Source organism: Desulfocurvus thunnarius (assembly GCF_055390965.1).
In genome coordinates, this window is the sequence record NZ_AP042411.1 from 2,512,197 (window position 1) to 2,533,500 (window position 21,304).

Annotated in this window: 20 protein-coding genes; 14 read left to right on the forward strand and 6 right to left on the reverse strand. The window is 70.9% G+C overall.

Features of this window, described 5'->3' with window-relative positions; all coding sequences use genetic code 11:
- Positions 1–11: 11 nt before the first annotated feature.
- Positions 12–1,160 carry an AI-2E family transporter gene (locus ACZ5KV_RS10920; protein ID WP_464239331.1) on the forward strand — a complete coding sequence of 383 codons (1,149 nt, stop codon included), beginning with the start codon at positions 12–14 and terminating at the stop codon, positions 1,158–1,160.
- A gap of 128 nt (positions 1,161–1,288) precedes the next feature.
- Here the strand turns inward: ACZ5KV_RS10920 and ACZ5KV_RS10925 are convergent, their stop codons facing one another.
- Complete coding sequence (locus ACZ5KV_RS10925) at positions 1,289–2,482, reverse strand: MFS transporter (protein ID WP_464239332.1); 1,194 nt, start codon at positions 2,480–2,482, stop codon at positions 1,289–1,291.
- Between the two features lie 305 nt (positions 2,483–2,787).
- On the opposite strand from ACZ5KV_RS10925, the gene ACZ5KV_RS10930 reads away from it, so the two are divergent.
- The 4 genes from ACZ5KV_RS10930 (at position 2,788) to ACZ5KV_RS10945 (ending at position 7,762) form a co-directional block, all read left to right on the forward strand.
- The gene (locus tag ACZ5KV_RS10930; protein ID WP_464239333.1) at positions 2,788–3,291 is read left to right on the forward strand and encodes a periplasmic heavy metal sensor; all 504 of its coding nucleotides are present in this window, start codon (positions 2,788–2,790) and stop codon (positions 3,289–3,291) included.
- 506 nt (positions 3,292–3,797) lie between these two features.
- The gene (locus tag ACZ5KV_RS10935; protein ID WP_464239334.1) at positions 3,798–4,382 is read left to right on the forward strand and encodes a Spy/CpxP family protein refolding chaperone; all 585 of its coding nucleotides are present in this window, start codon (positions 3,798–3,800) and stop codon (positions 4,380–4,382) included.
- A gap of 129 nt (positions 4,383–4,511) precedes the next feature.
- Positions 4,512–6,347, forward strand: coding sequence for a two-component system sensor histidine kinase NtrB (locus ACZ5KV_RS10940; RefSeq protein ID WP_464239335.1), 1,836 nt, complete (start codon positions 4,512–4,514; stop codon positions 6,345–6,347).
- Entirely contained in the window at positions 6,344–7,762 is a 1,419-nt protein-coding gene (locus ACZ5KV_RS10945; protein ID WP_464239336.1) for a sigma-54-dependent transcriptional regulator, read from the forward strand. The genes ACZ5KV_RS10940 and ACZ5KV_RS10945 overlap by 4 nt, the downstream gene beginning before the upstream one ends.
- A gap of 87 nt (positions 7,763–7,849) precedes the next feature.
- On the opposite strand, the gene ACZ5KV_RS10950 is transcribed toward ACZ5KV_RS10945, so the two are convergent.
- The 5 genes from ACZ5KV_RS10950 to ACZ5KV_RS10970 all read right to left on the reverse strand — a co-directional run bounded on the left by ACZ5KV_RS10950 (position 7,850) and on the right by ACZ5KV_RS10970 (position 11,147).
- On the reverse strand, positions 7,850–8,200 hold the full coding sequence (locus tag ACZ5KV_RS10950; RefSeq protein ID WP_464239337.1) for a ferredoxin-thioredoxin reductase catalytic domain-containing protein: 351 nt from the start codon (positions 8,198–8,200) through the stop codon (positions 7,850–7,852).
- Positions 8,201–8,204: 4 nt separating this feature from the next.
- Positions 8,205–8,459: a glutaredoxin family protein gene (locus tag ACZ5KV_RS10955; RefSeq protein WP_464239338.1), complete on the reverse strand. Its 255-nt coding sequence runs from the start codon at positions 8,457–8,459 to the stop codon at positions 8,205–8,207.
- A gap of 104 nt (positions 8,460–8,563) precedes the next feature.
- The gene (locus ACZ5KV_RS10960) at positions 8,564–9,442 is read right to left on the reverse strand and encodes an amino acid ABC transporter permease (protein WP_464239339.1); all 879 of its coding nucleotides are present in this window, start codon (positions 9,440–9,442) and stop codon (positions 8,564–8,566) included.
- 6 nt (positions 9,443–9,448) lie between these two features.
- The gene (locus ACZ5KV_RS10965) at positions 9,449–10,282 is read right to left on the reverse strand and encodes a transporter substrate-binding domain-containing protein (protein ID WP_464239340.1); all 834 of its coding nucleotides are present in this window, start codon (positions 10,280–10,282) and stop codon (positions 9,449–9,451) included.
- 46 nt (positions 10,283–10,328) lie between these two features.
- Positions 10,329–11,147: an amino acid ABC transporter permease gene (locus tag ACZ5KV_RS10970; protein ID WP_464239341.1), complete on the reverse strand. Its 819-nt coding sequence runs from the start codon at positions 11,145–11,147 to the stop codon at positions 10,329–10,331.
- A 759-nt stretch (positions 11,148–11,906) separates the two neighbouring features.
- On the opposite strand from ACZ5KV_RS10970, the gene ACZ5KV_RS10975 reads away from it, so the two are divergent.
- The 9 genes from ACZ5KV_RS10975 (at position 11,907) to ACZ5KV_RS11015 (ending at position 21,303) form a co-directional block, all read left to right on the forward strand.
- Complete coding sequence (locus ACZ5KV_RS10975) at positions 11,907–12,431, forward strand: ArsR family transcriptional regulator (RefSeq protein WP_464239342.1); 525 nt, start codon at positions 11,907–11,909, stop codon at positions 12,429–12,431.
- Between the two features lie 9 nt (positions 12,432–12,440).
- A complete protein-coding gene (gene wecB / locus ACZ5KV_RS10980; protein ID WP_464239343.1) occupies positions 12,441–13,580 on the forward strand; it encodes a non-hydrolyzing UDP-N-acetylglucosamine 2-epimerase in 1,140 nt (379 codons plus the stop codon).
- A gap of 30 nt (positions 13,581–13,610) precedes the next feature.
- Entirely contained in the window at positions 13,611–14,531 is a 921-nt protein-coding gene (locus ACZ5KV_RS10985) for an NAD-dependent epimerase/dehydratase family protein (RefSeq protein WP_464239344.1), read from the forward strand.
- Positions 14,532–14,560: 29 nt separating this feature from the next.
- Positions 14,561–15,838: a lipopolysaccharide biosynthesis protein gene (locus tag ACZ5KV_RS10990; protein WP_464239345.1), complete on the forward strand. Its 1,278-nt coding sequence runs from the start codon at positions 14,561–14,563 to the stop codon at positions 15,836–15,838.
- Complete coding sequence (locus tag ACZ5KV_RS10995) at positions 15,835–16,944, forward strand: glycosyltransferase (RefSeq protein ID WP_464239346.1); 1,110 nt, start codon at positions 15,835–15,837, stop codon at positions 16,942–16,944. The genes ACZ5KV_RS10990 and ACZ5KV_RS10995 overlap by 4 nt, the downstream gene beginning before the upstream one ends.
- A complete protein-coding gene (locus ACZ5KV_RS11000; protein WP_464239347.1) occupies positions 16,941–17,939 on the forward strand; it encodes an NAD-dependent 4,6-dehydratase LegB in 999 nt (332 codons plus the stop codon). Before ACZ5KV_RS10995 ends, ACZ5KV_RS11000 begins: the two co-directional genes overlap by 4 nt.
- A 13-nt stretch (positions 17,940–17,952) precedes the next feature.
- Positions 17,953–18,996, forward strand: coding sequence for an N-acetylneuraminate synthase (neuB, locus tag ACZ5KV_RS11005; protein ID WP_464239348.1), 1,044 nt, complete (start codon positions 17,953–17,955; stop codon positions 18,994–18,996).
- 67 nt (positions 18,997–19,063) lie between these two features.
- Positions 19,064–20,257 (forward strand): UDP-N-acetylglucosamine 2-epimerase, encoded by a 1,194-nt coding sequence (gene neuC / locus ACZ5KV_RS11010; protein ID WP_464239349.1) that lies wholly within the window; start codon positions 19,064–19,066, stop codon positions 20,255–20,257.
- Positions 20,254–21,303 (forward strand): nucleotidyltransferase family protein, encoded by a 1,050-nt coding sequence (locus ACZ5KV_RS11015; protein ID WP_464239350.1) that lies wholly within the window; start codon positions 20,254–20,256, stop codon positions 21,301–21,303. The genes neuC and ACZ5KV_RS11015 overlap by 4 nt, the downstream gene beginning before the upstream one ends.
- The last annotated feature ends 1 nt before the right edge of the window (position 21,304 follow it).

Below are 21,304 nucleotides of genomic sequence, written 5' to 3' on the forward strand. Positions count from 1 at the left end.
GTCCGCCCACCATGAGCACCGTTCCCGACGACTGCGGAGGAGGCCTCAAGGGGCCGACCTCGACCATCTACAAGTGGGCCCTGGGCGCGCTGATCCTGCTGGCCGTGTATCTGGCCTACCGGGTCTTCAGCCCGTTCCTGGCGCCGATCATCTTCTCCTCGGTGCTGGCGGCCATCTGCTACCCGCTCCAGGCCCGGCTTTCGGCGCGCCTGGGCGGGCGCGACTCCCTGGCGGCGCTCATCGTGCTGGTGCTGGTCATCTTCTGCGTGTTCCTGCCGACCTTCGTGTTCTTCTCGGGCCTGGTATCCCAGGCGGCCACGTCCATCGCCGATCTCACGGCCTGGATTCGCAGCGCGGATTTCGTGCAACTGGTCGAGAAGGCCCGGGTGGAGGCCGTGGTGGCCTGGCTGCACGAGCGCCTGCCTTTTCTGGACCTGGACGGACTGGACATCCAGGCCGGGCTGATCGACTTTTCGCGCAACATCGGCCAGACCATGATCCGCACCGGCACGTCCATCGTGGGCAACGCCATGACCGTGCTGTTCTCCTTCTGCATCATGCTGTTCGTGCTGTTCTTCTTCCTGCGCGACGGGCGGCGCATCGTGGCCTACGTCAAGTACCTCTCGCCCCTGCACGAAAGCCAGGAGGACACCATCATCGCCAGCCTGCGCAACGTTTCGCGGGCGGTGCTGGTGGGCGGGCTGCTGGTGGCGGTGCTCCAGGGGCTGGCGGGCGGCGTGGGGCTGGCCATCGCGGGCATCCCGGCCCTGTTCTGGGGCACGATGATGTGCTTCGCCTCGCTGATCCCCGTGCTGGGCACGGGTCTGGTCTGGTTTCCGGCCAGCGTCTACCTGCTGCTCACCGGGCGCTGGGAGATGGGCGTGTTCCTGCTGGTCTGGTGCGGGCTGGGGGTCACGAGCATCGATACCTTCCTGCGGCCTTACTTCATGCGCGGCTCGTCGGGCATGCCGCTTCTGGCCATCTTTCTGTCGGTCATCGGCGGGTTGCAGATTTTCGGCCCGGCGGGGCTGCTGTACGGGCCGTTGATCCTGGCCTTCACCATGGTCATGCTGCGCCTGTACGGCGAGGAGTTCCGCGAGATCCTGGAGTTCGACCCCAGGCGTCCGCCCGAGGGGCCGCCGCCGCCGCCCGGGCCCTAGGCCCGCCCGGCCCCGGAGGGCGGCCAGGAGCAAGACGGCCCCGCCCGTCGCGTATGCCAAGGCATGCGCGGCGGGCGGGGCCGTTTTTGCGCCCGGAGCCCCGGTGACAGGGCGGGAGCGCGCGGGTCTTACGCCTCCTGGGGCGCAAAGCGCAGCAGCCGCAGCAGCGGCACCCCGCCCAGGATGCAGACGCCCAGGACCACAAACCCCGTGGCGAAGGAGCCCTGGTCGCCGAACCAGCCCAGGGCCGTGGGCGTGGCCCCCGAGCCGAGCAGGATGCCCAGGGGCACCACCAGGGACACGGCCACGTTGCGCACGCCTTGGCCGTAGGTCTGGGACATGGCCGTCAGCCCCGCGGCGAAGAAGCAGACCGACAGCGTCGGCTGGAGCACCACCGCCGCCGCCAGCCACGGGCCCGAAAGCGGCCCGAGCAAAAGCGTCATCAGCCCCGACGACGCCAGGGACAGGGCCGCCGTGCGCCGCGCGCCGATGCGGTCGACCACGAAGCCCGTAGCCAGGGCCATGAGCGGCCCGGCCACGCGCGAGACCGTGAGCAGGGCGTTGGCCGTTTCCGGGGTCACGCCGCGCTCGGTGGTCAGGTACAGCGGCAGCATGCTGTAGGGCCCGAAGCTTGCGGCCACGGCCAGGGAAAACAGGGCCACCAGCACCGGAAAGGCCGGGTGCAGCACCACCTCGCGCAGGGCCTGGGCGCGCGGGGCGGCCCCGCGCGCGTCGCCGCCCCGGCCGAAGGCCAGGAACAGCCCGCCCAGCCCCAGGGCCAGGCTGCCGAAGACCAGGAACACCCCGCGCCAGGGCAGCACCTCCGCCAGGGCCGTGGCCAGCAGCGGCACGGTGACGAAGGCCAGGTTGGGCGCCATTTCGTGCACGGCCAGACCCCGGCCCCAGTGCCGGGGCTCCAGCAGGGTGGTGATGGTCGCCACCGCCGAGGGGAAGTACAGCCCGCCCGCCAGCCCTGTGGCCAGCAGCAGCGCGCGCAGCTCGAAAAAGGAGCGCGACAGGCCCGCGCCGATGAGAAACGTGCCCAGCAGGGCCGTGGACAGCAGCACCGTGCGCCGGTGGCCCAGGCGCCCGGCCACGAAGCCCGAGCAGGTCATGGACAGGCTCATGCCTCCGGCCACGAAGAGGAACAGCCCCCCCGCGCTGGCGTGGTTGATGCCGAACTCGTGCTCCACCAGCGCGAGCAGCGGGGCCATGATCACCCGCGAGACGAAGTTGGCGTAGAACAGCCCGGCCAGCAGCAGCAGGGAGGGCAGGGCGGCGCGCAGGGGCAGGGCGGCCGTCTGGAAGGGAGGCTGGGGCATGGTGCGGCGTCTCCGGGCGTTGGGGTGCGTCCACGGTCTTAGCGTCCAATGCCTCCCGGAGCAACGGGAAAGGCGGGCCCGGCGCGGGGGGTTGTGCATTCTGCTGCACCCATGTGCAAACCGATGTGCGCGCGGATTCACAACGCCGGAGGATGGAAGTGGGGGCATTCTCCTATCATAATGAAATCAAAGTGTTTTTATGTTTGGCACGGCCTGTGCTTTGAGAGGGGCAAGCGGGACGACGCGTCCCCCACGAAAAACAAGGCGCAACGACGACGCGCCAGACCTTCACGGAGGAACCAGACATGACCAGACGCATGACTACCATCGCCGCAATGGGCGCCCTTGTGGCGCTGGCCGCCCTGAGCTTCAACCCCGCCGCCATGGCCGCCGGACACGGCCAGGGCCACGGACAGGGCCACGGCTACGGCATGCAGGCCGGCATGGGCCCCTGGGGCGGCGCGAACCTGACCCCCGAGCAGCAGGAAAAGGCCCAGGCCCTGTTCACCGAATTTCAGCAGAAGACCGCCACGGCGCAGCGTGAGCTGTTCGCCAAGCAGGCCATGCTCAACGCCGAGCTGGTGGCCGTGACCCCCGACGTGAAGCGCGTGGACGCCCTGACCGCCGAGGTCAGCGACCTGCGCACCCAGCTCTTTACCGAGCGCGTGGCCCTGCGCAAGGCCATGGCCGAGGCCGGGCTGCCGCCCATGGGCCCGATGATGGGCATGGGCGGCAAGGGCTGCGGCCGGGGCATGGGCATGATGCAGGGCGGCATGATGCATGGCGGCATGATGATGGGCAGCAACTGACCGCTTCGGCAGATGACATAGACGAGACACCCTCCTTCCTCCTCCTACCCTCACCCCCAACCCCCTTGCGCAGGCCCCTCCATCCCGGAGGGGCCTGCCCTTTTGGGGCGGCGGAACTGTGTCCGGGCGGGGGCTCCGGCCATCGCGCCGCCCGGCGGGTCGCCCCGGACGACCCTCCGGCCCGTTCCCCAGGCGTTCCGCCGCCTCCGGCCCGCTCCACCGCCCCGGCGAGCGGCGGACGGCGGCGGGGCTCGACTTGTTTCACCGGGCCGTGCACCTGTTTTGTTTTCCGGCGGCCCTTTGGCCGCATACGAGCGCGGCGCCGTGAATTTTCTTGCACAAATCGAGGTTCTGTGGTGTGTTGTCTATTGCACAAAAGGGATTTGCACAAGTGGATATGTCTTTGCATTCAATTGAAATTATTAACTATTAATTTTGGCACAAGTCATGCTAACAGAAAGGTGCCATCACGAATGCAACGCCATCCATCCACAAGGAGTTAGCGTATGTCCAAGAAGTCACTCATCCTTTCGCTGGCTGCGGTGGCCGTGCTGTCCCTGTCGGCCCTGGCCGTGGCGGGCCCCGGGTTCGGCCCGGGCGCGGGCCCCGGCGGATGCGGCGGGCCCATGCAGGCCCTGACCCCCGAGCAGCGCGAGCAGGCCATCGCCCTGTTCGAGGAACACCAGAAGGCCATGATCCCCCTGCGCGAGCAGATCCGCACCAAGTCCGCCCTGCTGGATTCGGCCCTGGGCACCAAGCCCGTGGACGAAAAGGCCGTGGACGCCCTGACCCGGGAACTGGGCGACCTGAAGGTCCGCCAGTTCACCGCCCAGGTGGAGCTGCGCAAGAAGTTCGCCGCCGCCGGGCTGCCCGATCTCGGCGCCATGATGGGTCACCGTGGCATGGGGCGCGGCATGGGGCGCGGCATGGGCCCCGGCGCGGGCGGCTGCCCCGGGCAGGACCAGGGCATGGGCCCCGGCCCGCGCATGGGCGAGGCCATGGGTTTCGACGACGACGAACCGGACATGCTGGGCATGGCGCCCGGCATGGATTTCGACATGGACGAGGCTTTCGCGGGTTTCGGCAGCTAGCCGCCCGCACAACCGTTTCATCGCCTCCCTCATCCCGATGCCCGGGGCGCCGCGTGGGGCGGCGCCCCGGGCTTGCATCGGCGCGGGAGGCCCGGCGCCCGCGCGGGCGCCCAAAGGTCACGCATTCTTATGGATATAGGCCTGCGCTCCAGCAATCGCTCCTACCTCGCCGGTGCCGCCCTGGCCGTGGTGCTCATCGGGCTGGCCCTGTCCTTCCTCACCTGGCAGAACCTGGAGCGCCAGCGCCAGACCATCGAGGAGCACCTGCTGCTCTCCTCCCAGGTCATCCTGCGCGGTGTGGAGACGGCCATGGCCCGCGAGATGCGCGGGCTGGACCGCCTGCTGCCCGGGCTCATGCACCGCGGCGGGCATGCCGCCCCGCCGGGTTCGCTGCTGGTGCCCCGGCTGCGCGAAATGCTCACCGAGCTCATCGACAACAGCGACGTGCAGTTCGTGGCCATTCTGGCTTCGGGCGGGCGGGTGCTTTTCAGCGCGCGGGCCTCGGGCGCGCCGGACATCCCGACCCTGCCGCCTTCGGCCTGGGAGCGCCTGGGCACCGCCGGAGAATGGGCCGCGTTGTACCAGGGCCCTGCGGGGCCGGAAAGCTTCGTGGCCGGGCTGCGCGCGCGGCCCGGGCTGGCCCGGCTGTGCCTCGAGGCCCAGCCCCGGGGCCGCGAGGGCGACGGGCCGTTGGGGCCGTATCTGATCGTGGGCATCGATCCGCGCAAGCATCTGGCGACCTTCGGCAAGTTCCGCCGCACGGCCCTGCTGCAAACGGGCTACGTGATCATGGTCGCCGTGTTCCTGTGGGGCCTGGGCGCGGCCTACGTGCGCCGCCGCGACCAGAGCCGCGAGCTGCACCGCCTGGAGTCCTTCCATTCCCGGCTGCTGGACACCATGCCCGACGGGCTGCTGACCGTCAGCGCCGCCGGGTCCATCCGTGCGGCCAACCCCGCCGCGCGTGCCCTGCTCGCGGGCGGCGGCGAGCTTGTGGGCCAGCGTTTCGACGACCTGTCCCTGCAAACCGACGAGCGGCCCGGGGCCGGAGCCTCCTGCCTGTGGGGCAAGGGCTGGGAGCAGGCCCGCGCGGGCGGACGCAGCCTGGAAATCCTGTCCATGCCCCTGCCGTCCGCCGCGTCCGCCGAGGGCGAGGCGGGCGAGCGGCTGGTGCTCGTGCGTGACCGCACGGACCTGAAGGCCCTGGAAGACGATCTGGCCGAGGCGCGCCAGCAGGCGGCCATCGGCCGACTGGCCGCCGGGCTGGCCCACGAAATCCGCAACCCGCTCTCGGCCCTGCGCGGGTTCGCCCAGTTCTTCAAGAAGAAGCTCGAAGGCCGCCAGCCCGAGGAGCAGTACGCCGCGACCATGGTCAAGGAGGCCGACCGCCTGGACAAGGTCATCTCGGACCTGATGTTCCTCTCGCGCCCGCGCGCGCCCGAGAAGACCGACGTGGACGCCGCCGCCCTGGCCGAAGACCTGCGGGCCCTGTTGCGCTTCGACCTGGAGCACCAGGGCGCCGAACTGGCCGTGGACATCGCCCCCGACCCCGTGGCTCCCGGTGCGGCCTGCGTGGTCCACGCCGACCCGGACATGCTCAAGCAGGCGCTTTTGAACCTGCTGCTCAACAGCCTGGCCGCCGTGGGTGCCAATCCGCCCGGGGAACCCCGGCGCATCGGGCTGGCCTTCTCGCAACGCGACGGGCGGGCCTGTCTGGCCGTGCGCGATACCGGCCCGGGCATGACCGACGAGGAGCGCGCTCACGCCCTGGAACCCTTCTTCACCTCCAAGAAGGAGGGCACCGGCCTGGGGCTGGCCATCGTGCACCGCATCGTGCGCAACCACGGCGGCCGCGTGGATATTGAAACCCGCCGCGGCGGCCCGGACCACGGCACCGAGGTCCGGCTGTGCTTCCCGCCCGCCGGGGAGCAGCCCGTCTGCGAACCTGAACAGGGAGAACCGCAATGATCGCTGCAAGCCAGAAGCGCCGCGCCCTGGTTGTGGACGACGAACCCGCCCTGCGGATGATGGTCGGCGCCGTGCTGCGCGACGAGGGCTGGGACGTGGCCGAAGCCCCCAGCGCCGAAGACGCCCTGGACCTGCTTTCCGGCGCCCGGCCCGACGTGATCCTGCTCGACATGCGCATGCCGGGCATGGACGGCCTGGAGGCCCTGGGCGCCATCCGCGCCAAGTCGCCGGGGGTGCCCGTGGTCATGCTCACGGCCTTCGGCACCGTGGGCAGCGCCGTGGACGCCATGAAGCGCGGCGCCTTCGACTACCTGACCAAGCCCACGGACAACGACGAGCTGGTGGCCGTGCTCGGCAAGGCCTACGAGTATTCGCGGCTGGTGTCCGAGAACCTGGAGCTGCGCCGCGAGGCCGACATGGCCCCCGAGGTGCGCGAGATCATCGGCCAGTCCGAGGGCATGCAGCGCGTCAAGCGGCTCATCGAGCAGGCCGGGCCCAGCGAGGCCACGGTGCTCATCACCGGCGACTCGGGCACGGGCAAGGAGCTGGTGGCTGCCGCCCTGCACGCCGCCAGCCCCCGCACGCGCGGCCCGCTGATCAAGGTCAACTGCGCGGCCCTGCCCGGCGACCTGCTGGAAAGCGAACTGTTCGGCTACGTCAAGGGCGCGTTCACCGGCGCGGTGAAGGACAAGCCCGGGCGCTTCCAGCTCGCCTCGGGGGGCACGCTGTTCCTGGACGAGATCGGCGAACTGCCCCTGGGCTTGCAGGCCAAGCTGCTGCGGGCCATCCAGGAGCGCCAGGTGGAGCCCCTGGGCGGGGTGGGCGCCGTGCCCGTGGACGTGCGCCTGCTGGCGGCCACGAACCGCAACCTCGTGGCCGAGGTCCAGGCCGGGCGCTTTCGCGAGGACCTGTATTTCCGCCTCAACGTGCTGGAGGTCGCCATCCCGCCGCTGCGCGAGCGCATGGACGACCTGCCGCTGCTGACGGCGCACCTTCTGCGCAAGCTGGCGCGCAAGAACAACAAGACCGTGCGCGAGGTCTCCCCCGCGTTCATGGAAACCCTGGCCCGCCACGACTGGCCGGGCAACGTGCGCGAGCTGGAAAACGCCCTGGAGCGGGCCCTGGTGCTCTCGCGCACGGATTCGCTCTCCGCCTCGGACCTGCCGCCCCAGGTGCTGGCTCCGGCGGCGGCGCGCGGAGGACACGCGGGAGGGGCGGCCCCGGCCTTCGCCCCGGCCGACGGCCCCCGCCCGCCCCGGGCCGCGCCCTCCCTGGACGAAGCCGAGAAACAGGCCATCATCGAGGCCCTGGCCCTGTATGGCGGCCACCGCCAGCGCACCGCCGACGCCCTGAACATCAGCCGCCGGACCCTGCAATACAAACTGCGCAAATACGGCCTGACCACCCGGGGCTGACCCCCCCCCCGCGCCCCGGGGCAAAGGAAAACCGCCCCCGCCGGAGCACTCCGGCGGGGGCGGTTTGCGTTGGCGCGCCGCGCGCCCTCACCCGCCCAGCAGGGCGGCCATGACCTTTTCCGGAGGCCGCCGCTCGGGGACCGTGGGGCGCGGGACACTGCCCTCGTTCCACTCGCGGCTGACGTACAGCCCGCAGAAGCAGGCGCCGTATTCGGCCACGTCGGCCTCGCGGTAGGTGCAGGGGCAGACGATGTCGCGGTCCTGCTCGAAGTCGCCCGAAGCCAGGCGGCAGGGGCAGGCCATGTGCCCGTAGCGTTCCTTGTTGACCAGCAGGCTTTCCAGAAGCGGCATGGTCATGCCGTCCAGGTCGTTGTTGAAGTAGTAGCCCTTGGGTTCCTGGAGCTTGCGCAGGGCCGCATGCAGCGTCTTGGCGTCCATGGGGTTACCTCAGGATCTTGTCCAGCTCGTCCTTCTTGAAGCCCACGACGACGCACTCGTCGTCGATGACCACCGTGGGGAAGGACGTGGCGGGGTTGTAGCGGCGGACCTCCTCGACGACGGCCTTGCGCTCGTCGCCGCTAAGCTGGTCCACGTGGACGCATTCGTATTCCACGCCCATGTCGTCCAGGTATTTCTTGGCGTTCTTGCAGTGGATGCAGGTGGACAGGGCGTAGACCTTGACTTTCTTCTGGGCCATTGCGGGCCTCCTCGGGGCGTTGGGGTGGCCGGGGCAAAGCCCCGTGTCGTTACAGCCTACCCCGGCGCCCGGGGCAGGTCAACCGGGCCGGGCGCGGAGCGGCGTCAGGCCCGGCGCAGGCGCAGTTCCAGCCGCCGGGCCAGGGCCGAGCAGGCCAGGGTCAGCACCAGGTAGAGCAGGGTGATGGCGATCATGATTTCATACGTCATGTACGTCGCGGCCATGAGTTCCAGGCCCTGGAAGGTCAGCTCCTGCACGCTGATGACCGAGACGATGGCCGTGTCCTTGACCGTGGCGATGAGCTGCCCGGCCAGGGGCGGCACGATGCGCGCCACGGCCTGGGGCAGGACGACAAGGCGCATCTGCTGCCAGGGCGAAAAGCCCAGGGCCCGGGCGGCCTCGCGCTGGCCGCGCTCCACGGACTGGATGCCCGCGCGCACGTGCTCGGCGATGTAGGCACCCTCGTAGACGGCCATGGTCATCAGCGCCGCCAGGAAGTTGGGCAACTGCTCCGGCGGGGCCATGACCCAGCCCAGGGCCCCGGCGGCCCAGCCCGGCAGGGCGCGCAAGGCCGCCTCCACGCCCAGGGCGCGCAGGAGCATGTCGGACAGGAAAAAGTAGAAGATGAACACCAGCACCAGGGGCGGGACGTTGCGCACGATGCCCACGTAAAGCCCGCCCGTCAGGCGCCAGAACAGGCCGCCCGAGGCCCGGGCCAGGCCCATGGCCCCGCCCAGCAGCGTGGCCAGGAGCATGGTCCACAGGCTCAGGCGCACGGTGGTCGCCAGGCCCTGGGCCAGCAGCCCGGGCACCCAGCGCCCCGTGCCCTCGTCAAAGCGCGCGAGGTACTGGAACAGGACGTGCCAGCGCCACGTGTAGTCCTGCGTCGCCACGGCGCGCCACGCCAGCAGGGCCGCCCCGCACAGCAGGGCGCACAGGAGCACGGCGTCCAGGGCCGTGAAGCGTGCGGGGCGGCCCGGCATGGCGGGTTATTCCACGCGGTCCTTCCAGTCGGCGGTCAGGAACCAGTAGTGGTAGCGCTCCTGGATCCAGCCCTCGCCGCGCACCTGTTCGATCCAGCTATTGACGTAGTTCAGCAGGTCCGGGTCGCCCTTGCGCATGGCGATGCCGTTGGGCTCGTTGGTCAGGTTGCGCTCGAAGGGCACGAACAGGGTCTCGGGGTGCTCGGCGGCCTGCTGGGCGGGCAGGGGCGCCATGCTCACGAAGGCGTGGGCCCGGCCCGCGAGCAGCTCCTGGAGCGCCTGGGGCTCCTTGTCGAACAGGCGCTTCTGGGCCTTGGGGAAGTGTTCCTCCAGGGCCTTTTGGGCCGTGGTGCCCGTGCGCGCGACGATGACCACGGCGGGGTCGTTGAAGTCCTCCATGGTCGTGAAGCTTCCGGCCTTGGCCCGGCTGGCGACCATGGACTGACCCGAGAAGTAGTAGGGCGCGGAGAAGTAGACCTGCTGGGCGCGGTCGGCGCGGATGCTCATGCCGCCGATGAGCAGGTCGAACTTGCCGGCCAGCAGGGCGGGGATGATGCCCTTCCAGGCCGTGGGCACCAGTTCGACGCGCACACCCAGGTCCTTGGCGAAGCGTTCGGCCACGTCGATTTCGAAGCCGATGAAGGTGCCGGACTTGTCCTTCATGGCCCAGGGCACGAAGGTGTCGAAGCCCACGCGCAGCACGCCGCGCTCCATGATGGCGGTCAGCGCGCTTTCGCGGGTCAGCGTGTCGCCCGTTTCGCCCGCGGCTGCGGGGGCCGCGGGGGCGGCCAGGGCCACGGCCAGGGCCAGGGCGGCCAGGGTCAGGGTGATGAGGCGCATGGGGAGTCCTCCTCGGGGGCTGGTGGTGGGGCGCTGGCGGGCACGGTCAGCACCCCGTGCCCAGGCGTCGTTCAAGCCCCGCCGCCGCCAGGGACAGCGGCAGGGTCACGCACAGGTAAATGGCGGCCACGGTGAACCAGGTCTCGAAGACCAGGAACGTGTCCGAGGCGATGATGTTGCCCTGCTGGGTCAGCTCGAAGATGGCGATGGTGCTGGCCAGGGACGAGTCCTTGACCAGGGACACGGCCACCCCCGTGAGCGGCGGCAGCACGCGGCGCACGGCCTGGGGCAGGATCACGCGGCGGTAGGTCTGCCAGCGGGTCAGGCCGGTGCTCAGGGCGGCCTCCCACTGCCCCCGGTCCACGGACAGGATGCCCGCGCGGAAGATTTCGGCGGCGTAAGCGCCCTCGAACAGCGCCAGGGCCAGCACCGCCGAGGCGAAGGCGTCCAGCCCGAGCACGGGCGCCGCCACATAGTACAGGAAAAAAATCTGCGTGAGCAGCGGAGTGTTGCGCACGGTTTCCACGTAGCCGCGCGCCACCAGCCGGGCGGTGAAGGAGCGCGACAGGCGCAGCACCGCCGCCCCCAGGCCGAAGACCAGGGCCAGGACCAGGGCCAGGGCCGCGATCTGGAAGGTGACCAGCAGCCCGCGCAGCAGGGGCCCGAGGGCCCAGGCGCCGTCGGCGGCCTGCACGAGGTAGCGCGGGATGCGGTACCACTTCCAGTGGTAGCCCAGGCCGTGTTCCCCCGAGGCCAGGAATGCGGCGGCCCCGGCCAGCAGCAGGGCGAAAAGCAGCACGTCGCGCCCGGCGCGCAGCATGGCCCGGCGCCGCCCGGGAACGGGAATGGGCGCGGCGGCGCTCATGGCCGGGCCTCCGGGTGGGGAGTGCCTGCCGTGCGGGCGCCCGCGCGGCGCGACAGGGCCATGAAAGCCGGTGCCTGCGGGTGCGGTGCCCGTCCCGGCTGATTTGCGCGCGGCGCCTGCCCCGGGTCGCGCCGGGCGCGCGGGCGACGGGCGCACCCCGGCCCGGCGGCGGGGTCGGGCTCTGCTGCTTTTGGGGGGAGGCTGCACAAGGGGAAGGGCGCGGCAAGGAAGGCGGGCTCAGGCTCGGCGGTTGCGCGAGGGGCCGCGCGCGCGTGGCGCGCCGGAACCCCGGACAGGGCGCACCGCCCCCCGCATTCCCCGCCGGGGCCGAAGAAGACCTGCGAGGTCTGGCGCAGCCGCTCGGGCCGCAGGGTGTTTGCGATACGGATCATGCAAGGGCCTCCTGCCACAAGACACCATCCTAGCAAAAACGGCCGCGATGGCAAACCCTGCTGGACAGTCCCCGGGGTCCGGCATCCGTTTCCTTCCGTTGTTCCTTCCCCCCGGAATTCCGCCATGGCGCACCGTCTGTTCCACAGCAGCCTTGCCTGCTGCCGCGCTGAAAATTCCCCCCAAAGCGCATTTCCCAGGAAGGGAGCAGGGGAGAGGGGGCAGGGGGAATCCGTTTCCGGCGCGGAGAAAAAGGGGAGCCCCGCCTTCTCTCCCGGCGGCCTGCGGCCGCCACGCCACCCTGTGTCCCCCCTGCGCCCGCGTCCTCCTCTTGACAGTTCGTTCGCTTTTCCCTAACAGAAAGGCCGCATGCTGACCGAGTTGTTCACCTCCAAGACGCGCATCCAGGTGCTGGTGAAGCTGTTCCTGAACCCGGGGGTCTCCAGCTATCTGCGCGAGCTGGCCTCGGAGTTCAAGGTGGCCCCGGCGACCATCAAGGACGAGCTGGACCGCCTCGCGGGCGCGGGCTACCTGCAACGCGAGCAGAGCGGGCGCTCGGTGTTCTTCCGGGCCAACACGCGCCATCCCTTTTTTCCGGAAATCCATTCCATCGTGCGCAAGCACCTGGGCATCGACCGGGTGGTTGAGCAGGTCATGACCGCCCTGGCGCCCATCGAGGCGGTGTACATCCTGGACGACTACGCCGAGGGCCGCGACTCGGGGATCATCGACCTGCTCATCGTGGGCGACCCCAAGCGCGGGCTGCTGGAGGGCACGCGCGCGGGGGTGGAGGCCAAGATCAACCGCAAGATCAGGATCATGATCGTGTCGCCCGGGGAATTCGCGGCCAAGCGCGACGTGTTCCTGGGGCGGCCGAACTGGAAGATCGTCTAGGGGGCGGGCATGGGCGTGAAGGTACTGACCGTGGTGGGGGCCAGGCCCCAGTTCGTGAAGGCGGCGCCGGTGTGCGCCGCCCTGGCGGCCTGCGGGATCGACGAGGTGCTGGTGCATACCGGGCAGCATTTCGATGCCAACATGTCGCAGGTGTTTTTCGAGGAGATGGGCATTCCGCGCCCGGGGCATCATCTGGGCCTCGGCGGCACCTCGCACGGGGCCATGACCGGGCGGATGCTGGAAGCCGTGGAGGCGCTGCTCGTGGCCGAGAGGCCGGACGCGGTGCTGGTCTACGGCGACACGAACTCGACCCTGGCCGGGGCGCTGGCGGCGGCCAAGCTGCACATCCCGGTGGCCCACGTGGAGGCCGGGTTGCGCAGCTTCAACCGGCGCATGCCCGAGGAAGTGAACCGTGTGCTCACGGACCATGCGGCAAACATCCTGTTCTGCCCGACGCGGACGGCGGTGGAGAACCTGGCGGCGGAGGGGGTCCGCGACGCCGGGGATGCCGGGGGCTCCGGAGGAACGGACGCCCCCTTCGACAGGCCGGTGCGCGTGCTGCTGACCGGGGACGTGATGTACGACGCGGTGCTGCGTTTCGCGGCCCAGGCGCGGGCCGAGGGCCGGGCTGCGCGGCTGCGCGCGGCTCTGGGGCTGGCTGGAGAGTACGCCCTGTGTACGGTCCACCGGGCCGAGAACACCGACGACCCCGCGCGGCTTTCGGCCGTCTTCGGTGCCCTGGACGCCCTGTCGCGGGAGCTGCCGGTGGTTCTGCCGCTGCACCCGCGCACGCGCGGGCGGCTGGCGGGCCTGGGGCTGCCCGCTTTCGGGCCGGGGCTGCGCGTGGTCGAGCCGCTGGGTTTTCTGGACATGATGGCCCTCGCGGCCGAGTGCCGCGTGGTGCTTACCGACAGCGGCGGCCTGCAAAAGGAGGCCTGCTTCCTGGGCCGCCCGTGCGTGACCCTGCGCGACCAGACCGAGTGGGTGGAGACGGTGGAGCAGGGCTGGAACGTGCTCACCGGGGCGGACGGCGGGCGCATCATCGCCGCCGCGCGCGCGGCCCGTGCGCCGGGAGCGCCCCTGGCGGGCTACGGCCGGGGCGACGCCGCCGGTCGCATCGCCGCGGCGCTTGGGCGGCTGCTGGGCTGAAAACGAACCGAACCGAGAAGGGAGAACGCTATGAAGGCATTGGTCATCGGGTCCGAAGGCAACATCGGCGGGCCATTGGTCAAGCACCTGCGCGCCGGCGGGCACGAGGTCATGGAAACGGACCTCAAGCCCGGCTGGCGGCCCAACTATATCATGGCCGACATCAACCACCCGGTGGACCTGCTGCCGGTGTTCGACTGGCAGCCCGACGTGGTGTTCCTGCTGTCGGCCATGGTCAGCCGCGTGACCTGCGAGCAGGCCAGCGGGCTGGCCATCGACACGAACCTCGGCGGCATCAACAACGTGCTGCAACTGACCAAGCGCGTGGGCGCGCGGCTGGTCTTCTTTTCCACCTCCGAAATCTACGGCCCGGGCGTGAACCCCATGGACGAGGCCATCGCCGACCCCTGCCCCAACAACCGCTACGGCCTGTCCAAGCTCCTGGGCGAAAAGCTGGTGGAGTACGAGGTGGCCAACTACGGGCTCAAGGCCGTCTCCCTGCGGCCGTTCATGATGTACGACGAGGAGGAGACCCTGGGCGACCACCGTTCGGCCATGATCCGCTTCGCCACGAATCTGGCCCTGGGGCGGCCCATCGAGGTCCACAAGGGCAGCGCGCGCGGCTGGCTGCACGTGTCCGACGCCGTGCGGGCCATCGAGGCCGCCACGCGGGTGGAGCGCTACGCGGTGGTCAACATCGGCCACCCCGACGTGCGGCCCATCGAGCAGCTTGCGGAGATGATCCGCGCCGAGCTGGGCGCGGACAAGGCGCTGCTGCGGCTGGTGGAGCAGCCCGGGCGGATGACCCCGGTCAAGCGGCCCCTGCTGGACCGCCAGCGCGAGCTTTTGGGCGTGGAGCCCCGGGTGGGCCTGGAAGAGGGCGTGGGGCTGGTCTGTCGGCGCATCCGCGAGCGGCTGGCCTCGGGCGAATGCCCGGTGTTCACCCGCTGAGGCGGCCCGGGACGCGGAGCGCAAGCATTATGGCCGCCATGCTGTCCCGTCGGCCCGCCGGGGGCCTGGGCCGGGTCGGGAGCCTGTTCCTGCTGCGCTACGGCGCCGTGGGCCTGGGCATCCTGACCTCCATCCTGTGGACGCGCTGCGCGCCCATGGAGGTCTACGGCCGGTACCAGATGGTGCTGGCGCTGCTGACCTTCGTCAGCGGCTTCTGCCTCCAGGGCATGGGGTCGAGCATGGCCGTCGCGGCGGCCAAGGGCTACGACGGCAACCTCGCCCCGGTGCTGCGCACCAAGCTCCTGGCCGGGGTCGCGGGCGCCGTGGCCGTGGCCGGGGTGGCCTTCCACTGGCGGGCCGACTCGCCGGAACTGTTCTGGCCGACGCTGGTCGGGGCAGCGCTGTTCGCGCCGTGGATCATGGCCGCGACGACGTACTCCTGGCTGAACGCCCGGGGGCTGACCGAGCGGCTGTTCGCGGCCCAGTTCGTCCTGTCGGCGGCGCAACTGGCCTGCCTGGGCGCGGCGCTGTGGGCCGGGGCGTCGTCTCCGGCGGCGCTTCTGGCCTGCATCGTGGCGCCCCAGGCGCTGCTGGCCGTGGCCCTGGCCGCGGGCATCCTGCGCCAGCGCAGCAACACCACGCGCGACGCGGCGTCCATCCGCTTCGGCTGGCACACCTCGGTGGCCTTGCTGGCCACGGGCCTGCTGGCCACGGACAAGCTGCTCCTGGGCGACAGCCTGGGCCCGGAGGACGTGGCGGTCTACGCCGTGGCCCTGGTCTTTCCCCAGCAGTTCAACACCATCTTCAGCATCGTGAACCAGATGCTGACTCCGGACATGTACAAGGCCGACTCCGTGGCCGGGGCCTGGGCGGCCATCAAGCCGCGCCTGCCGGGCATCGGCGCGGCCTTCGTGGCCATCGGGCTGGTGGGCTTCGCGGCCTTCCCGGTGCTCATCCCCCTGCTGTTTTCGGCCAAGTACGTGGCGGCGGTGCCCTACGGCAAATGGCTGTGGCTGTCCCTGTCCGTGCTGGCGCCGCTGACCCTGCTCTCCAACATCCTGAAGGCCCAGCAGAAGACGGGCTTCGTCTACTTCATGGGCGCGTTCCAGCCGTTGCTCCAGTTCGGGCTGTACGTGGCGCTCCTCGGCCACGGCATCCTCGGGCTGGTGGTGGCCCGTTTCGCCATGCAGGTCATCGTGGGCCTCGCCTACCTGCTGTCCTTCGTGTACCTCTTGGGCAGGGAGAGGCGAATGGCCGCGACACGGGAAGCATCCGGCCCGCAGGGGCCGCAGGAGGACGGGCAGTGACGCCGCGCGTGTTGTATCTGTGCGCCTTCGCGCCGTCGGTAACCATGTCCTACTTCCAGGACTATGCCGACGCCTTTGCCCGCGCCGGAGCCCGGGTGGCCAACCTGGGCTCGCACAGCACCCTGGCCCAGGCCCGGGCCCTGGCCGGGCTGCCCCTGGCGCGCTGCGACCACGTGGTCTTCGGCTATTCGTTTTTTTACGGCATTTCACGGAGGCTGCTGCCGCTGCTCGGGGCGTGGCTGCGGCTGGCCGGGCGGCGCAGGAACGTCTTTTTCATGCAGAACGAGTACCGCCTGTTCCGCGACAAGCTGGGCATGGCCGCGCGGCTGTCCTGCGCCTACGTGACCACCCAGTTGCCCCTGGAAAGCGCCCGGGCGCTCTACGGACCGGCGTCCCCGGCGCGCGTGCTGCCCATGCCCCACGCCCTGAACGAGCACGCCTTCGCCTCGCGCCCCGAAACCGGGAGCGGCCCCAGCCCCAGGCCGCTGGACATCGGCTGCCGCTCGGCGGTCTACCCGGCCTACCTCGGGGATCAGGCCCGCCAGGAGTTCCTGACCCTGCTGCACCGCCGGGCCCTGGAGCGGGGCCTGGCCTCGGACGTGCTGGTGACCAACGACCCGGCCCGGCGCTTCGACCGCGACGGCTGGGCCGCGTTTCTGAACACCTGCCGCTTCACGGTGTCCACCGAAGCCGGGGCGGCGGCGCTGGACATCGACGACCGCACGCGCCAGGCGGTGAACGCCTACGTGGCCGGGCACCCCGAGGCGCCCTTCGCCGAGATCGAGGCCCGCTTCTTTGCCGGGCCCGCCGCCGGGGCCGTCTGCGGCAAGTGCATCTCGTCGCGCCATTTCGACGCCATCGGCACCCGCACGGGGCAGATATTGCTCGAAGGACACTACAACGGCCTGCTCACCCCCGGGGAGCATTACATCGAGGTCCGCCGCGACCTCTCGAACCTCGACGAGGTTCTGGACCGCCTGGGCGACGAGCCGGGCCGCCGGGCCATGGTCGAGCGGGCCCATGCCCACGCCATGCGCCACCACACCATCGACCGGCGCGTGCATGACCTGCTCGCCGCGCTGGAGGAAGAGGAGCACCATCCATGAAAAACGTTCTTGTGACCGGGGCCGACGGCTTCATCGGTTCGCATCTGGCCGAGGAGCTGGTGCGCCGGGGCTACCGCGTGCGGGCCTTCGTGTTCTACAACTCCTTCAACTCCCTGGGCTGGCTCGACCGTTCGCCCAAGGAACTGCGCGACGCGATGGACATCTTCGCCGGAGACGTGCGCGACCCGAACGGCATGCGCACGGCGGTCAAGGGCTGCGACACGGTGTTCCACCTCGCGGCGCTCATCGCCATTCCCTTCTCCTACCATTCGCCCGACGCCTACGTGGACACCAACGTCAAGGGCACGCTGAACGTGCTCCAGGCCTGCCGCGACCTGGACGTGGAGCGGCTGGTGCATACCTCGACCTCGGAAGTTTACGGAACGGCGCGCTACGTGCCCATCGACGAGGGCCATCCCCTGCGCGGCCAGTCGCCCTATTCGGCCACCAAGATCGCGGCGGACCAGTTGGCCTTCTCGTTCTTCGCCTCCTTCGGCCTGCCGGTGAGCATCGCCCGGCCCTTCAACACCTACGGCCCCCGCCAGTCGGCCCGGGCGGTGATTCCGACCATCATCACCCAGATTCTGGCGGGCGCGCGGGAGCTGAAGCTCGGCTCCCTGCACCCCACGCGGGACTTCAACTACGTGGCCGACACGGTGGAAGGCTTTCTGGCCGTGGCCGGATCGCCGCGCACCCTCGGCGAGACGGTCAACATCGGCTCGGGCTTCGAGGTCGGCATCGGCGACACCGCGCGGCTCATCGCCGAGGTCATGGGCGCCGAGGTGACCATCCGCCAGGACGACCAGCGCCTGCGCCCCGAGCGCAGCGAGGTGGAGCGGCTGTTCGCCGCCAACGCCCTGGCCCGCGAACTGACGGGCTGGACCCCGACCCACGGCGGGCTGGACGGCTTCCGGCGCGGGCTGGAAAAGACCGTGGCCTGGTTCCGCGAACCGGCGAACTTCGCGGCCTACAAACCCTTTGCCTACAACATCTGAGCGGGGGCGGGGCATGAGCGTGGCGAGCGACTGGAACGCGGGCCCGGTGCTGCTGGTGGCCGAGGCGGGGGTGAACCACAACGGCGACCTGGGCCGGGCCCTGGAGCTGGTGGACGCGGCGGCCCGGGCCGGGGCCGACGCCGTGAAGTTCCAGACCTTCCGGGCCGAGGCCCTGGCCACGGCCCGGGCGGCCAAGGCCGACTATCAGGCCGCGAACGACGGCGCGGGCGGCCAGCTCGACATGCTGCGCCGCCTGGAGCTGGACGAGGCCGCCCACCGGGCCCTGCTGGAGCGCTGCCGGGAGCGCGCCGTCCTGTTCCTGTCCACGCCCTTCGACCTGGAAAGCGTGGACCTGCTGGCGGGCCTGGGCATGGAGCTGTTCAAGATCCCCTCGGGGGAGATCACCAATGTGCCCTACCTGCGCCGGGTGGGCGCCCTGGGGCGGCGGGTGGTCCTGTCCACGGGCATGGCCGAGCTGGAAGAGGTCGGCCGGGCCCTGGACGTGCTGGCCGCGGCGGGCACCCCGCGCGAGGCCGTGGTGGTGCTGCACTGCACCACGGAATATCCGGCGCCCCTGGCCGAGGTGAACCTGCGGGCCATGGCGGCCATGGGCCGACATTTCGGCGTGGCCACGGGCTACTCGGACCACACCCGGGGCATCGCCGTGTCCGTCGCCGCGGCGGCCCTGGGCGCGCGGCTGGTGGAGAAACACTTTACCCTGGACCGCACCCTGCCCGGGCCGGACCATCAGGCCTCTCTGGAGCCGGACGAACTGGCTGAACTGGTGCGCTCGGTGCGCGCCGTGGAACTGGCCCTGGGCGACGGCATCAAGCGGCCCATGCCCAGCGAGCTGGCCAACCGCGAGCGCGTGCGCAAGAGCATCGTGGCCGCGCGGCCCATCGCCCGGGGCGAGGCCTTCACCGAGGCGGCCCTGGCCTGCAAGCGCCCGGCCACGGGCCTCTCGCCCCTGCTGTGGGACGCGCTTGTGGGCCGCCCCGCCGGGCGCGACTACGCCCCGGACGAACCCATTGACGCGGCCGAGGTGGACGGGCAATGAGCACCTGCCGTCATGGCGCGGCCGGGCCGGGCATGGTGACGCGGACTTTCACGCGGGAGGCGCGCTGATGCGCACGATTCTGGTCTTCACGGCCACGCGGGCCGAGTACGGGCTGCTGCGGCCGGTGCTGCGGGGCCTGCGGGAGCGCGCGGACGTGCGCCTGCAGGTGCTGGCGAGCGGGGCGCATCTGTCCCCGGCCCACGGCATGACCGTGGGCGAGATCGAGGCCGACGGCTTCGCCATCGACGCGCGGGTGGAGATGCTCCTGGATTCGGACAGCGCCCGGGGCACCTGCTCGGCCATGGGCCTGGGGCTTATCGGCTACGGCCAGGAGCTGGCCCGGCTGCGTCCGGACCTCGTGGTCCTGTTGGGCGACCGCTTCGAGACGCTGACCATGGCCTCGGCCTGTCTGGTCAGCGCCGTGCCCGTGGCGCACATCCACGGCGGCGAGGCGACCTTCGGCGCCGTGGACGAGGCCGCGCGCCACGCCGTGACCAAGATGAGCCTGCTGCATTTCACCAGCACCGAGGCCTACCGTCGCCGGGTGATCCAGCTCGGCGAGGCTCCGGAGCGCGTGTTCAATGTCGGGGCCCTGGGCGTGGAGAACATCGCGCGGCTTGCGCCCAGGCCGCGCGGGGCCGTGGCGGCCGACCTGGGGCTGGACCCCGGGTTGCCCTACCTCATGGTCACCCACCACCCCGTGACCCTGAACCCCGGCGGCGCGGCCGCCGAGTTCGGGGCCCTGCTGGAAGCCCTGGAGGGCCTGGGCGGGGGGATGCAGGTGGTCTTCACCGGGGCCAATGCGGACCCGGGCGGCGGGGCCATCAACGCCATGACCGCCGCCTTCGTGGCCGGGCGGCGGGGCCGGGCGGCGGCCTTCGCCTCCCTGGGCTCGGCGCGCTACCTGGAGGCCGTGCACCACGCGGCGGCCGTGGTCGGCAACTCGTCCAGCGGCATCATCGAGGCGCCGTCCCTGGGGGTGCCGACCCTGGACATCGGCGAGCGCCAGCGCGGGCGCGTGCGCGCCCCCAGCGTGCTGCACTGCGCGGCGGAGCCCGGGGCCATCGCCCGGGGGCTGGCCGAGGTGCTCTCGCCGCCCGTGCGCGCCCTGGCCGCCCGGCGCGAGAACCCCTATGCCGGGCGGGACACCGCCGCGCGCATCGTGGACGTGCTGGCCGGAGCCGGGCTGGACGGAGCCCTGATGAAGCCGTTTTACGACCTGGAGCCCGCGCGGGCGGGCCGGGGGGAGGACCACTCGTGAACGCCTGGGAAAAGATTCTTGTTTCCGCCGACATGCCCCTGCTGGAAGCCATGGGCATCCTGGACGGCTCGGCCATGCAGATTCTTCTGGTGGTGGACGGCGCGCGCACGCTGCTCGGCACGGTCACCGACGGCGACATTCGCCGCGCGCTGCTCGGCGGGCAGGGGCTGGACGCGCCCGTGGCCCTGGCCATGAACCGTACGCCGATCCGCGCCGACGCGGCGCTCTCGCGCGACGAGGCCCTGGCCATGATGCGCGCCCGGCGGGTGCGCCAGGTACCCATGGTGGACGGCCAGGGCCGCGTGGTCGGCCTGTGGACGGACATGGACGTGCTGCGCCTGGGCCTGCGCGACAACGCAATGGTCATCATGGCCGGGGGCCTGGGCACGCGCCTGCGGCCCCTGACCCAGGACTGCCCGAAACCCCTGCTCCCGGTGGGCGACCGGCCCCTGCTGGAAACCATCATCCGCAACGCGGCGGCCCACGGGCTGCACCGTTTCTACCTGTGCATCAACTACAAGGGCGAGATGATCCAGGAGCGCTTCGGCGACGGTTCGGCCCTGGGCGTCGACATCACCTACCTGCGCGAGCGCGAGCGCCTGGGCACGGCGGGGGCCCTGTCCCTGCTGCCGCCGCAGGAGCGGCCGGTGGTGGTCATGAACGGCGACGTGCTGACCAACGTGAACCTCGGCGCCCTGCTGGACCACCACGAGGCCCAGGGCGGGGTGGCCACCATGTGCCTGCGCGAATACGAGGTCCAGGTGCCCTTCGGCGTCGCGCGCGCCGAGGGCGGCCTCGTGCGCGCCCTGGAAGAAAAGCCGGTGCTGAAATATCTCGTCAGCGCGGGCATCTACGTCATCGAGCCGCGCGGCCTGGCCCGCGTGCCCCAGGGCGAGTTCTACGACATGCCGACCCTGCTCGGTGATTTTCTGAACGCCGGGGAGCGCGTGGCGGCCTACACCATGCACGACTATTGGCTGGACATCGGCCGGCTTTCGGATTTCGAGGCCGCCAACCGCGACATCCACACCCTGTTCCCGAGGTAGC

Excerpts from the sequence above, each read along its gene's own strand:
- ACZ5KV_RS10950 (WP_464239337.1), bottom strand. The coding sequence starts at position 8,200 with ATGGACGCCAAGACGCTGCATGCGGCCCTGCGCAAGCTCCAGGAACCC.
- ACZ5KV_RS10940 (WP_464239335.1), top strand. The coding sequence starts at position 4,512 with ATGGATATAGGCCTGCGCTCCAGCAATCGCTCCTACCTCGCCGGTGCC.
- ACZ5KV_RS10975 (WP_464239342.1), top strand. The coding sequence starts at position 11,907 with ATGCTGACCGAGTTGTTCACCTCCAAGACGCGCATCCAGGTGCTGGTG.
- ACZ5KV_RS10945 (WP_464239336.1), top strand. The coding sequence starts at position 6,344 with ATGATCGCTGCAAGCCAGAAGCGCCGCGCCCTGGTTGTGGACGACGAA.
- ACZ5KV_RS10970 (WP_464239341.1), bottom strand. The coding sequence starts at position 11,147 with ATGAGCGCCGCCGCGCCCATTCCCGTTCCCGGGCGGCGCCGGGCCATG.
- ACZ5KV_RS10990 (WP_464239345.1), top strand. The coding sequence starts at position 14,561 with ATGGCCGCCATGCTGTCCCGTCGGCCCGCCGGGGGCCTGGGCCGGGTC.
- ACZ5KV_RS10985 (WP_464239344.1), top strand. The coding sequence starts at position 13,611 with ATGAAGGCATTGGTCATCGGGTCCGAAGGCAACATCGGCGGGCCATTG.
- neuC (WP_464239349.1), top strand. The coding sequence starts at position 19,064 with ATGCGCACGATTCTGGTCTTCACGGCCACGCGGGCCGAGTACGGGCTG.
- ACZ5KV_RS10955 (WP_464239338.1), bottom strand. The coding sequence starts at position 8,459 with ATGGCCCAGAAGAAAGTCAAGGTCTACGCCCTGTCCACCTGCATCCAC.
- neuB (WP_464239348.1), top strand. The coding sequence starts at position 17,953 with ATGAGCGTGGCGAGCGACTGGAACGCGGGCCCGGTGCTGCTGGTGGCC.
- wecB (WP_464239343.1), top strand. The coding sequence starts at position 12,441 with ATGGGCGTGAAGGTACTGACCGTGGTGGGGGCCAGGCCCCAGTTCGTG.
- ACZ5KV_RS10965 (WP_464239340.1), bottom strand. The coding sequence starts at position 10,282 with ATGCGCCTCATCACCCTGACCCTGGCCGCCCTGGCCCTGGCCGTGGCC.
- ACZ5KV_RS10925 (WP_464239332.1), bottom strand. The coding sequence starts at position 2,482 with ATGCCCCAGCCTCCCTTCCAGACGGCCGCCCTGCCCCTGCGCGCCGCC.
- ACZ5KV_RS10920 (WP_464239331.1), top strand. The coding sequence starts at position 12 with ATGAGCACCGTTCCCGACGACTGCGGAGGAGGCCTCAAGGGGCCGACC.
- ACZ5KV_RS10930 (WP_464239333.1), top strand. The coding sequence starts at position 2,788 with ATGACCAGACGCATGACTACCATCGCCGCAATGGGCGCCCTTGTGGCG.
- ACZ5KV_RS11000 (WP_464239347.1), top strand. The coding sequence starts at position 16,941 with ATGAAAAACGTTCTTGTGACCGGGGCCGACGGCTTCATCGGTTCGCAT.
- ACZ5KV_RS10935 (WP_464239334.1), top strand. The coding sequence starts at position 3,798 with ATGTCCAAGAAGTCACTCATCCTTTCGCTGGCTGCGGTGGCCGTGCTG.
- ACZ5KV_RS10960 (WP_464239339.1), bottom strand. The coding sequence starts at position 9,442 with ATGCCGGGCCGCCCCGCACGCTTCACGGCCCTGGACGCCGTGCTCCTG.